Consider the following 11,809-nt stretch of genomic DNA (forward strand, 5'->3'; position numbering starts at 1 on the left):
ACGAATCGGCTGGGGAGGTCATGGCAATCAGTGGTGCCAGTCTGAGCAGTTCGCTCGAGTGAGGAACTCGAGTCTGTTACTCGAAATCGTACTCGGGTCCTCATCAGTAGTTCTCAGTTCGATCAGACCGACTCGAGGGTGACCTCGAGCCGGCTGTTTTTGCCCGTCCGCTCCCTACGACCCTCCATGCGAATCGTTACGACGCTTCCCTCGGCAACCGAAACCGTCGCCGCCCTCGACCTCGAGCCGGCGGCCGTCTCCCACGAGTGTGACCACCCGCCTGGCGTCGAGACACTCCCGTCGGTTACGGCCTCGAGAATCGACACCGATGGCTCGAGTGCCGAGATCGACCAACAAGTCCTCGAGACCGCCGACGACGGGGGCGTCTACGACGTCGATACCGACCTGCTCGCGGAGATCGATCCCGAGCTGATCGTCACCCAGGGAATGTGTGACGTCTGTGCAGTCGACGAGACGGTTATCACCAAGGCCGTAGACACGCTCGAATCGAACCCGGAAATTCTGACGACCGACCCCCACAGCGTCGGCGATGTCCTCGACGACCTCGAGCGAGTCGGCCACGCGACGGGCTCCGAGAACCGGGCCAGCGAGGTCCGGACCGCACTCGAGTCGCGAATAGCGGGCATTCGAACCCAGACCGCCGATCTCGACCCCAACGACCGCCCGCGCGTCGCCATCTTCGACTGGACCGACCCCGCGATGATCGCAGGCCACTGGACGGCCGAACTCGTCGAGTGGGCCGGCGGCACGTACGGGCTCGCCGACGTCGGCGAGCGCTCGCGGCCCCGCGAGTGGGAGGATATTCGCGCCTACGACCCCGAACTCGTGATCGTCGCGCCCTGTGGCTTTGGCCTCGAGCAGATCGCCGCCAACGCGGCAGACCTCACCGAGCGTGAGGGCTGGGACGAGCTTACCGCAGTCGAGAACGGTCGCGTCTGGGCAATGGACGGCGATCACTACCTCAACCGGCCCGGCCCGCGGCTGGTCGACACGCTCGAGGCGCTGGCCCCGATCGTCCAGCCCGACATCTTCGACGAGGAGACGCCGCCGGAACCGCTTTCGGAGATCGCGGTTCCGTTCGAGACGCTTTCGGCGCGACTCGAGGCGGACGCCTAACCAGCTGATGACCGCTGATCCCGAACTCGTCGTTCCAACCGCAATCCGTGAAACGATCCTCGAGCGCGCTCGTGACGGCCGCCCCGAGGAGATCTGTGGAGTCTTCGGCGGCGAATACGACCCCGACGGGCGAAGTCGCGTTCGCTCGCAGTACCCCGCCGACAACGTCGCCGAGACGCCACGAACGCGCTATCGAATCGATCCGGAGGCCCAACTCGAGCTCTTCGACCGGCTCGAAGAGCGCGGCGAGGAAATCGTCGGCTTCTATCACTCCCATCCCCGCGGTCCACCGCGGCCGAGCGAGACCGATGTCGCGCAGGCGACCTGGCCGGATCGCTCGTATCTGATCGTCTCACTCGAGCCACGCGAAGTCGGCTCGTGGCGCTGGCGGGCCGACGACAAGCGCTTTGAACGCGAGCATCTCGTGCTCGAGTGACGAGTATCGTGTCTCAGTCCTCGTTTGCGGCTCGGAGCACATCGGGCACCCACCCCTGATTCGGGTCGTCCGTTTTTTTCATCCACCCGATGAGTCGCTCTCGCAGTTCCCATCGAACGTCCGTATAGCCCGGATGGTCGATCAGGTTCTGGAGTTCGGCGGGATCGGCCTCGAGATCGTACAGTTCGTCGATATCCGGCCCGTTGTAGACGTACTTGTGTCGCGCTGTGCGGACCATTCGCTGGGTGTAGAGGCCGAACTCGTCGCCGTGATACTGGGCGAAGACGGCGTTTGGCCACGTCGCCGGCACTCCCTCGGGGTCGCCGCCGGACTCGAGCAAGGGGACGATGCTCCGAGCGTCGAAGGCGTCTGGGACCGCGACGTCGCCGATTTCGAGGAACGTCGCCGCGAGGTCGTGGAGATGAACGGGGGCGTCACAGACCGTTCCCGGGTCGGTGACGCCGGGCCAGCGAACCTGCAGTGGGATCCGATAGGTGTCGTCGTACATCAACGGCCCCTTGTTGAACTGGCGGTGGCCGCCGGCGAAATCGCCGTGGTCCGAGGCGTGGACGACGACCGTCTCCTCGGCGAGCCCGTGGCGCTCGAGCGCCTCGAGCACGCGCTCGAGTTGGTCGTCGAGCATCGTCACGAAGCCCCAGTACTTCGCGATGGCTTCGGCCCAAATGTCCCAGTCGAACCCGGCGACACCACGATAGGAAAGGTAGTTTTCTTGGGCCCGTGGTTTCCCGTCGTAGGTCTCGGCGTAGCTTTCGGGCCGCTCGATCTCGTCGGGATCATACATCGAGGCGTACGGCTCGGGGACGACGTAGGGATGGTGCGGCCCATAGAAATCGGCTCGGTGGAAAAACGGCTCGTCTCGGTCGCGCTCGGCGTGGGCGTCGATCGCCTCGATCGTTTTCTCGGCGAGAAACCAGGCACGGGTCTCTTCGACGTCGATCGGTGTTTTCGCTGCGACGAACGTTCCCTCGGTACTGTCTCGAGGATTCGCCCCCGTATAGATCTCGTCCTCGAGTTCGACCGCTTTGATCGGTTCGCCACGCTCGCGGCGATACTCGCGGAACGCGTCGTCGATGTCGTCGTGGTGTGTGTCGCTGCCGCCGAGATACGAGAAGCCGAACTCCTCGGGCGTCTGATCGCGGCCGACGTGCCACTTGCCGACGTAGCTCAGATCGTAGCCGTGTTCGGCCAACTGTTCGGAAAACGTGGGATGCTCGGCGGGCAGGTTCGGCTGAATCGAGTCGGCCTCGTGGCTGTTGTTTAACATCCCATGACTGTGTGGATACCGGCCGGTCAGCAACGATGCGCGGGCGCTCGTGCAGATACTGATCGGCGTGAACGCGTGTGTAAAGCGCATTCCCTCACTCGAGAGCCGGTCCATCGTCGGCGTCTCGATGGGCGGCCCCTCGGGCGCGCTGCAGTCGTATCGCTCCTGATCGGTGAGGACAAAGAGGACGTTCGGGCGATCGGCGTCGACCATCGAGGGTCGTACACCGAGAGCGTAGTTAATGCTGGGGCCTGCTGTGGAGTCGACGCGACCGGTCAGTCAGTTCCTGATGGCTGCGACTCGAGCGCCGTCTCGATTCCATGGCCGCCCTCGACGAGTTCTTTCAGCCGCTGGACGAACCGCGCGGCCGGCGCACCGTCGACGACGTCGTGGTCAACCGTCACTGTGAGATTGAGGTACTCGCGGGGTTCGATGGTCCCGTCGACGATGCCCGGTTTTCGTTCGATGCCACCGACTGTCAGCTGCAACGAGTAGTTCGTCGGACTGATTCCCCAGCCACCGCCCGTTCCGAACATCCCGACGGACGTTACGGCAACGGTCCCCGCAATCCGTTTCCAACGTCGCGGAAAGAACTGTGGCAACCGCCAGAACAGCCGTCGAACGGGGGCTGGGAGTCGAAGACCCAGCGACGCCAGTTTGGGTTGCCGGCCCTCGTTGGGATCGCGCTGGGCGGTACGGATCTCATCGTGGATCGATCGTAACGACCGGCGATTTGCCGCCTGATCACGTGTGGGACACCGGTTTGTGCGCCGTCGACCTGCGTTTCGACGATGACCATCGCGTCTACGTCGTCGAACCGAACGATTCGTCCTCGCCAGTCGCGGTATGACTGGAGCGTTGGGTGGTCCTCGAGGGCGTGTGCCAGACAGAACACGAGAAACGCGGTGAACGACAGCTGTGCTCCGCGCTCGGTTTCCCCGTTCCGGATGCGACGCCGCACGTCGGTGACGTCGAACTCGACGAGCCCGTGGACGACGCTTCGTCTGCCGGCCGCCTGCATGTAATCGACGGTCCCGCGGCGCTGGATCGGGAACGACTCGACTGTCTCCTTTCGGTCAGTCATGGGCGATGTAGCCCAACGACGGGGAAACCTCTTTGCCCATAACGGGCCGTCCGAAACGCTGAGTCTCTATGCGAGGTCGTCGAACGTCGGCCGCTCGAGATCGCCGGGGAACGAGTCAACTGGAACCTGCGTCTGGTCGCCCGATTCCATGTCTTTGATCGTCACTTCGTCGTTCTCCAGATCCTGCTCGCCGACGATGACGACCGTCTCGGCGTTGATCGAGTCGGCGTAGTTCAGTTGCGCGCCAAAGGAGCGGCCCGCGACGTCGGTTTCGACGACGTGGCCACGGTCGCGGAGGTCGCGGACGATCCGGGCCGCCTCGGATCGCGTGTCGCCGATCTGGAGGACGTAGTAGTCGGTCGTCACTTCTTCTTCGGGCCAGACGCCTGCGCGCTGCATCAGGAGGGGCAGCGTTGCGTGGCCCGGGGCGACGCCGACTGCGGGCGTGGGCTGGCCGCCAAAGCCTTCGATGAGGTCGTCGTAGCGGCCGCCGCCGAAGATCGACCGCGAAACCTCGCCTGCGGAGTCGAAACACTCGAAGACGACACCGGTGTAGTAATCGAGGCCGCGCGCGGTCTCGAGCGAGATCGTACAGTACTCACGCGCGCCGAAGTCCTCGGCGGCGTCGAGGACGTTCTGGAGGTTCTCGACGGCTGCCGTGACGCGCTCGGTGTCGGCGAACGCCTTGACTTCCTCGAGGTCACCGCCGGCGATGAGGTCGCCGAACTCGGCGGCCTGCTCTGCCGTCAGGCCGGCCCCGATCAGCAGGTCGTGGTACTCGACCTGTGAGATCTTGTCGGACTTGTCGACGGCCCGAATCGCCGCGTCGGTGTCGACGTCGGCCTCGTAGCTCTCGAGGACGCCCTCGAGAATGTCTCGGTGGGAGATTCGGAACTCGAAGTGCTCGCCGGTCAGTCCCAGCCCAGTCAGTGCGTCGGCGGCCCAGGCGAGGATTTCGGCGTCAGCTTCGGGCTCGCTCGAGCCGAAGATGTCGACGTTGGTCTGGTAGAACTCGCGCTGGCGGCCCTGCTGGACCTGCTCGTAGCGCCAGAACGGTCGCGTCGAGAACCACTTGATCGGCTTCGAGAGCGCCTGTTGTTTGGCGACGACCATCCGTGCGACCGTCGGCGTCAGCTCCGGCGTGAGCGTGACGTGTCGTCCGCCCTGATCCTCGAAGGAGTAGAGTTCGTCGACGATGTCGTCGCCGCTTTTGTCAGTCCACATCTCCGCGCGCTCGAGTGCGGGGGTGCCGATCTCGCGGAAGCCGTAGCTGCGGGCAGTGTCCTCTAAGGTGTCGATGGTCGCCCGTCTGGCGGCCATCTCGCCGGGATAGAAATCACGAAAACCCTTGATGCCGTCGTACATGCCCCGGTATTAGGGCACGGCGAACTTCTATCCTGTTATTTAGTGATTGCTCGTTTGCCGTCGGCACGCGGCGGTCGCTGCCAGCTCTTAGCCGCGGTGGACGCCGGTTACGTACGTCTGGTCGTGGTCCGGGAACAGCTCTCTGATCGCCGCGTGCCCGTCTTCGTCGGCGATGAGCGCTCGCAGCTCCGCCTCGTAGTCGGCCCGAGTAATCTCCTCGCTCGGTCCGGCGATCACCTCGAGTCGATCCTCGACTACCCGATCGACGGCGGTGCGGCCAAAGCCAGACAGCGGCGCAATGTAGTCGACGTCGTGACGATCCTCGAGGCTCTGGGCCTGCGCCCGAGAGACCGTCGGGACGCGGTCGTCACGCCGGGTGCCGTCGGCGATGGCGTCGAACTCCTGTCGGGCCAGCCGCTCGAGGGCGTGCTGGTGGATCTGCTGGATGCCGTTTCGAGGGAAGCCGTCAGCCCGAATCTGGGCGACGGCGTCGTGGGCAACTGCGGGGTCGAGTTCGAGCCGATCGAACGCGAAGCCGATGGCGTCGGCAGTCTCGCGGGCGTGTTTCCAGTCGTCGCTGATGCCAAAGTGGGCCGTGACGAGCGTCACGTCGTAGAACTCTTCCAAGAGAAGGGCCGCGAGCGTCGAATCTTTGCCACCGCTGTAGAGGACGCCGAGCTCCATTAGCGGCGCTTGATGTCGAAGCTCTTCGAGTCAGGCTTGAGCTCTTGGAGGAGCTGTTTCATTTTGTCATCGTCGATCTTCCCCTGAAGGCGACCGCTGCGGGCGAGCGTGACGACCTGTCGTTCGACCTGTTCGCCGAACTGTGGCTTGCTCATCTTGACGGTGTTGAGCCGCTTGCGAGCCTCGTCGGTCAGGTGCTGGCGCAGGACGGCTTTTTTCTGGGCTTCGGCCTGTTGCTGGGCCGCCTCCTGAGAGGCACCGCCTTGCTGGCCCTCTGCCTGTTCTTGGAGCTGTTCCATCTTCTTCTGACGGAGTTCCTCGAGTTTCTCCTCGTCGGGTGAACCACTCATAGCTACGTGTCTCTACCGTCGCACGGCGGAAAATGATTACGGACGACAGTGAGCTACTGACGGCTCTGGAGGGTTGTGTCGGCGAGAAAACTGGATTCGTCGTTTACGCGTAGCGCTCGAGTTCCGGACGGTCGAGCTCTTCGAGAACGGCGCCGGCGGTGTCGTCAAGCAGGCTGCGTCCCTCGGGCGTGATACGGCGACCCTGGCCCTCTGCGGTCTCGACGAGGTCTTCCTCTTCGAGCTGCTGGAGGATCGTTCGAATGAGGTTCTTCGAGCCGTCTGCGCGCTTGTCGGGAGCGACCTGATACCGGTTCGAACCGTTCTTGCCGCCGCCGTACTCCGTCGAGAGTCGCTCGACGCCGATAGGGCCGCGGTCAGCGACCTTGCGCAGGAGACTTGCGGCACGCGTTGCCCAGAAGTCTTCCTGTTCCGGTGGGAGTTCGCGGTCGACACCAGTCTTTGCGAATTTGCCCCAATCGGGTTCGTCGAGTCGGTCCTCGAGGTCGTCGGCGAGCGCCTCGATGAGGTCGTCCGCCGGAACGTCGTACATCGTAGCCATTGGCGTGTGGTTCCCGTCCGCGGCATTTAAGAGCATCGTATCGCCGTCGGAATCGTGTCGCTCACACACATCCGCCGCCGGCCCGCATCGCTTTTCGCCCTCGAGTCGAAACGGAGTGCATGGACGAACGCGCCGCCCTGGCGCTCTTAGCGCGAGAACTCGAGTTTGCCGGCGACGACGCCGCCATCATCGACGGACTCGTGATCACGACGGACATGCTCCACGACCGGACGGACTTTCCCGACGGCACGACCCGCTACACAGCAGGCTGGCGAGCCGTTGGCGCATCGCTGTCGGATGTGGCTGCAATGGGGGCGGAGGCGACCGCGGCCGTCGCCGCCTACGCTGCCCCCGAGTTCGATCCCGAGGAACTGCTCGGCTTCGTCCGTGGGGCACGCGATGTCTGTGAACGCGTCGACGCGAACTACGTCGGCGGCGATCTCGATGGTCACGACGAGTTTACGGTGACGACGACGGCCATCGGCCACACCGATGATCCCGTTCCGCGCAGCGGCGCTCGAGCCGGTGATCTCGTCTGTGTGACCGGGACGCTTGGCCGCAGCGCCGCTGCACTCGAGTTCTTCGAACGCGGCGACGACGCCGCACTCGACCGCGCAAACGAGCTGTTCCGCTTTGAGCCACGCGTCGCGGCCGGGCGGGCGCTTGCTCCCCACGCGACGGCGATGATGGACTCGAGTGATGGTCTCGCCCGGTCGTTGCATCAGCTTGCCGACGCCAGCGACTGCGGCTTTGCGATCGAGTCCGACCCAGTGCCGATCGCTGATGACTTACGCGCGGTGGCTGGCGACGAGGACGTACTTGATCTTGCGACGACGTTCGGTGAGGATTTCGAACTCGTCGTCACGCTTCCTGAATCGACACTCAAGGCCGTGCAAGCAGCGATCGATGTCGATCTCACGGTACTCGGGCACGCCACAGCCGCTGACCACGGAATTACACTCGACGGCGAGCCACTGGCGGATCAGGGCTTCACCCACGGTGGGTAGCTCCAGTGTGTTCGTTACCAGAAATGAGGCGAGAATGTCCCTTCCTCAAGGAGCGAACGGAGCATCGCGGAGTGAGCGAGTAGGGTGGGGTAGTTCACTGGATGACCTCGAGTGGCACCGGCATGAAACAGAGCAGTCCGAGACCGAACGTGATGAGGCCGATGACGACTCGTGAGGTGCCAAGCTCCTCTTCGGTGACCGGATGTGCCGCGCCCGCCGAGGCGAGCACCATCGCCAGCAGTCCCCAGAAGACCCAGATGAACACTGTCTGGAGGCCGTAGCCACCGATGTAGTAGAGGTAGGCCGCGAGACCGAACAGCACGGCCGGAACGAGTGCGCCGATCGTCTCGTGGAACTCACCGGCCATCGCTCGCAGGATGTGGCCGCCATCGAGCTGGCCAACAGGGATCAGATTGAGGAACGTGACGAACATCCCGACCCAGGCACCGATAACGACAGGGTTGATGTTTCGCGTTGGATCGTCACCGTACAGCGGCTGGTCGACTGCCGTCGCGAGTAACTCGAGCAACGGCGGGATCCCGAGTCGAACCCCGCCCGTGTTGGACTCCTGGACGAGTGACTCCGGAACAGTCACCGGCGGCAAGTGAAGCCCGATCACGGCGACGATGATCGTTGCGACCAGTCCGGCGAGCGGGCCGGCGACGCCGATATCGAACAGCGCCTTCCGGTTTGGCATCCGCCCGTTCAGTTTGATGACTGCACCCATCGTCCCGATGATCGTCGGGACGGGAAGGAAATACGGCAACGAGGCATCGACCTCGTGATACCGGCTCATCACGTAGTGACCCAGTTCGTGGATCCCCAGTACCGAGAGGATCGCGAGCGAAAACGGCCAGGCGTGAACGATCTCGAGTGGATTGGCGAACGGATCGATCGATGGATACCACCACAGCGCACCGACGAGTAGTGTCGAGAAGACTGTCGCCACAAACAGGATAATGTTCGTCCACGGAATCCCGTTGATGCCGAGACTGACCGGTTTGGCGACGATGACATACTCTCCGTACTTGGTCGTCAGCTGTGGCTCGTATCCCGCCTTCCGAAACGCGGGCCACAGCTCTTGCATCGCCTGCTCGGGATGGACCCGCGGATCACCGTAGTACACCAGCTGCTCGTCCTCGACTCGGACCTCGTAGATCGAAAACACCGATTCGATCTGCTCGAGTGGTGGGCCGTCCGTGACTGACGGCCGCTCCGCCCGCGATGATCCGAACCCGGGCGATTCGACGTCATCCATTGCTCGCTACTCAGGGACCATGCCGTATAAATCGACTGCGTCCACAGGGCCGACCGACCGCTGCCGTCGGTGACCGCGCTTTCGTCTGGTCGTCAACAAACAGTAGAACATCGGTACGAACTGTGCCGGATGGCGGTTTCAAACGCGCCGGCACGACGGGGACCGATCACGCTGGTTCGACGCGCCACGTGGTTGCGCTCGTGTACGACCACTTCTCAATCTCGAGTTCGGTCGCCGACTCCGAGAGCTTGACCATCAACGCGCCGATCTCTTTCGGGGACATCCCGACTTCGTCTGCGATGAACTTGCCTTTGAAGTACAGTTCACCGTCCTCTGCGCGATTGCGCAGGTAGCGCTTCAGACGGTGTTCCTTGCTTTCCGTGGAGGGTTGGGCTGTGGTGCTCATCGACAGTTACCCGTTGTGGGGGAGATCTGTTATAAAGGATGGTTGGTTAGCGGCGTTTCGTTTGTGTTCAACTATCTGGGGGGTAATCATCGTTTTACCCGTGTTTACAAGACTCTTCAGAAAACGATGAGAATCGTTTAGACGTTTTATAGCCTGTTCTAATCTATTATCGCTGCGCAAATATTCATGGTCGATAGACAGTCATTTCTCGAGACAATCGACCTATTTTGAACAGTATCCCGGTGAATATATCTCTTAGGATTGATCGTGAACCCAGAACTCGTCGTCGGCTGTGACCTCCTTTTTGAACAGCGGAACTTCGTCTTTCAGACGATTGATTCCGTCTTCGACGGTTCGAAACGCCTCCTCGCGGTGACCGGCGAGGATGACGACGAAGACGATATCTTCGCCGTCGGCGACGACGCCGGTCCGGTGGTAGAGTTCGACCTCGAACACGCCGTCACGTGTCTCGAGATCCGTCTCGAGAGCGGCCATCCGCTCGTCTGCGACGCCCTCGTACTTCTCGAACTCGAGATACTGGGTGCGCGCGTCGTCCGCGTCGTCTTTCGCGCGAACCCGGCCGGTAAAGGTCGCGATCGCCCCCGATCGATCCGCCTGCGGCGAGCGTTTGACCCGATCGACCAGCGACTCGAGCGTCTCGTGGGGCTCCGTCGCCTCGAGATGGGTGATGACGGCGTCGACGTCGAGTTCGTCGGGCGTGTCGACGGCAGCGATGACGCCATCGGCCTCGTCATCGCTCGAGCCAACGACGAGTTTCGGGTATCGAAGGTCGTCGACGCCGACGACGACCGCGTAGTCACAGGTTGGCGTCAGTTGATCGAGCGCGTCCGCGACGTCCATCCCCGTTCCAGTGGCAGTCCAGTCGCCGTCGGCCCCGAGATCGTAGATAACGTCACCGCCGACGGCCGTGGGTTCGTGGGCGTGCATCCCGTCTGCGATCGTGGCATCGTATCTGATGACGCCGACGCGTCCTTCCTGTGTGAGTCGATCGACGGTTCGGTCAACGATTCGATCGAGTCTGTCGCCGCCCGCGCCGTGGTCGAGGATACCGAGTACGTGCATGGCTGAGATATGGTGACGTTGGACTTTGTAGCTGTCGACGTCCAGAATCGTTCGCCGTGTCGCAATCGCTGGTGGGGGATTTTGCGCCTGGGTCGTGACGGGTCAGCCATGACGTGGCACATCGGCTTTACCGGCGATGTCATGCTCGGTCGACTGGTAAACGAGCGACAGCGTCAGAAATCCGTCGACGCCGTCTGGGGGTCTGTCCTCGAGCGACTCCGTGACCTCGATGGCCTCGTGATCAACCTCGAGTGTTGTCTCTCGACCCGCGGCCGACAGTGGCAACGGACTTATCGCCCGTTTCATTTCCGTGCCGATCCAGAGTGGGCGATTCCCGCGCTCGAGCGTGCTGGTGTCGACTGCTGTGCGCTCGCGAACAACCACGTGCTCGACTACGAGGAGGTCGCCTTGCGCGATACTCTCGAGCACCTCGATGCGGCCGGGATTGCCCACACCGGGGCCGGGGAAACGATCGACGAAGCACTCGAGCCGGCGGTCATCTCGATCAACGGCCTCGAGGCTGTCATCGTCGCGTTTACCGACAACACGCCGGAGTACGCAGCCGACGAGGAGTCACCGGGAACGGCCTGGATCGAGGTCGACGACTGGCGACGTGACTCGAGCAATCGGACTGCGTCCGGCGACGGTGTCGAACGCGAAGCGACACGCCAGCGCGTCCGGGAGGCACTCGAGCGAGCACGCGCGCACACTCCCGACCTACTGGTTGCCTCGCTTCACTTGGGGCCGAACATGGTCACGGAGCCACCCAACACGTTCCAAGCGTTCGCCCACTGGCTGGTCGAGGCAGGCGTCGATCTGATCCACGGCCATAGCGCCCACGTCTTTCAGGGGGTCGAGGTCTACGCGGGAGTGCCCATCATCTACGATGCGGGCGATTTCGTCGACGATTATGCGGTCGACGACGAGTTGCGCAACGACCGCGGATTTCTGTTCGAGCTGACGGTGACAGCCGACGGAACGCTGACAGAACTGCGACTGCACCCGACCGAAATCAGCGACTGTGCAGTCCACGAGGCAAGTCCGGGTGCAGCCGAGTGGTCCCGCGAGCGGATGCGAGAACTGTCCGAACCGTTCGAAACCGAGTTCGACCGTGACGGTGATGCGCTCGTGCTCGCACTCGAGTCGTAGCCACGT

At 63.1% G+C, this 11,809-nt stretch carries 12 protein-coding genes and 1 pseudogene; 4 read left to right on the plus strand and 9 right to left on the minus strand.

What is annotated here, in order from left to right; translation table 11 throughout:
• The first annotated feature begins 186 nt into the window (after window positions 1–186).
• Both ACERJA_RS05390 and ACERJA_RS05395 read left to right on the plus strand, forming a co-directional pair.
• The gene (locus ACERJA_RS05390) at window positions 187–1,137 is read left to right on the plus strand and encodes a cobalamin-binding protein (RefSeq protein ID WP_373607235.1); all 951 of its coding nucleotides are present in this window, start codon (window positions 187–189) and stop codon (window positions 1,135–1,137) included.
• A gap of 7 nt (window positions 1,138–1,144) precedes the next feature.
• Window positions 1,145–1,573 carry a desampylase gene (locus ACERJA_RS05395; protein WP_373607236.1) on the plus strand — a complete coding sequence of 143 codons (429 nt, stop codon included), beginning with the start codon at window positions 1,145–1,147 and terminating at the stop codon, window positions 1,571–1,573.
• Between the two features lie 13 nt (window positions 1,574–1,586).
• Here the strand turns inward: ACERJA_RS05395 and ACERJA_RS05400 are convergent, their stop codons facing one another.
• The 6 genes and pseudogenes from ACERJA_RS05400 to ACERJA_RS05425 all read right to left on the minus strand — a co-directional run bounded on the left by ACERJA_RS05400 (window position 1,587) and on the right by ACERJA_RS05425 (window position 6,900).
• The gene (locus tag ACERJA_RS05400; protein ID WP_373607237.1) at window positions 1,587–3,071 is read right to left on the minus strand and encodes a sulfatase-like hydrolase/transferase; all 1,485 of its coding nucleotides are present in this window, start codon (window positions 3,069–3,071) and stop codon (window positions 1,587–1,589) included.
• Between the two features lie 62 nt (window positions 3,072–3,133).
• Window positions 3,134–3,942, minus strand: a pseudogene (locus tag ACERJA_RS05405) (2-oxo acid dehydrogenase subunit E2).
• A 66-nt stretch (window positions 3,943–4,008) separates the two neighbouring features.
• Window positions 4,009–5,307: a histidine--tRNA ligase gene (gene hisS, locus ACERJA_RS05410; RefSeq protein ID WP_373607238.1), complete on the minus strand. Its 1,299-nt coding sequence runs from the start codon at window positions 5,305–5,307 to the stop codon at window positions 4,009–4,011.
• 87 nt (window positions 5,308–5,394) lie between these two features.
• Window positions 5,395–5,991: an asparagine synthase-related protein gene (locus ACERJA_RS05415; protein ID WP_373607240.1), complete on the minus strand. Its 597-nt coding sequence runs from the start codon at window positions 5,989–5,991 to the stop codon at window positions 5,395–5,397.
• Window positions 5,991–6,341 (minus strand): DNA-binding protein, encoded by a 351-nt coding sequence (locus ACERJA_RS05420; protein ID WP_006066222.1) that lies wholly within the window; start codon window positions 6,339–6,341, stop codon window positions 5,991–5,993. The genes ACERJA_RS05415 and ACERJA_RS05420 overlap by 1 nt, the downstream gene beginning before the upstream one ends.
• 103 nt (window positions 6,342–6,444) lie before the next feature.
• Complete coding sequence (locus tag ACERJA_RS05425) at window positions 6,445–6,900, minus strand: 30S ribosomal protein S19e (RefSeq protein WP_006066221.1); 456 nt, start codon at window positions 6,898–6,900, stop codon at window positions 6,445–6,447.
• A gap of 119 nt (window positions 6,901–7,019) precedes the next feature.
• On the opposite strand from ACERJA_RS05425, the gene thiL reads away from it, so the two are divergent.
• Window positions 7,020–7,907 (plus strand): thiamine-phosphate kinase, encoded by an 888-nt coding sequence (gene thiL, locus ACERJA_RS05430; RefSeq protein WP_373607241.1) that lies wholly within the window; start codon window positions 7,020–7,022, stop codon window positions 7,905–7,907.
• A 94-nt stretch (window positions 7,908–8,001) separates the two neighbouring features.
• Here thiL and ACERJA_RS05435 read toward each other — a convergent pair whose 3' ends face one another.
• From ACERJA_RS05435 to ACERJA_RS05445, 3 genes are all read right to left on the minus strand, one after another.
• The gene (locus ACERJA_RS05435; RefSeq protein WP_373607242.1) at window positions 8,002–9,165 is read right to left on the minus strand and encodes a site-2 protease family protein; all 1,164 of its coding nucleotides are present in this window, start codon (window positions 9,163–9,165) and stop codon (window positions 8,002–8,004) included.
• A 166-nt stretch (window positions 9,166–9,331) separates the two neighbouring features.
• A complete protein-coding gene (locus tag ACERJA_RS05440; protein ID WP_006066218.1) occupies window positions 9,332–9,571 on the minus strand; it encodes a hypothetical protein in 240 nt (79 codons plus the stop codon).
• Window positions 9,572–9,826: 255 nt separating this feature from the next.
• Complete coding sequence (locus ACERJA_RS05445) at window positions 9,827–10,654, minus strand: molybdopterin synthase (RefSeq protein ID WP_373607243.1); 828 nt, start codon at window positions 10,652–10,654, stop codon at window positions 9,827–9,829.
• Window positions 10,655–10,762: 108 nt separating this feature from the next.
• Between ACERJA_RS05445 and ACERJA_RS05450 the strand changes: the two genes are divergently transcribed.
• On the plus strand, window positions 10,763–11,803 hold the full coding sequence (locus ACERJA_RS05450) for a CapA family protein (protein ID WP_373607244.1): 1,041 nt from the start codon (window positions 10,763–10,765) through the stop codon (window positions 11,801–11,803).
• The last annotated feature ends 6 nt before the right edge of the window (window positions 11,804–11,809 follow it).

It is taken from the genome of Natronorubrum sp. A-ect3 (genome assembly GCF_041821125.1).
GTDB lineage: Archaea > Halobacteriota > Halobacteria > Halobacteriales > Natrialbaceae > Natronorubrum > Natronorubrum bangense.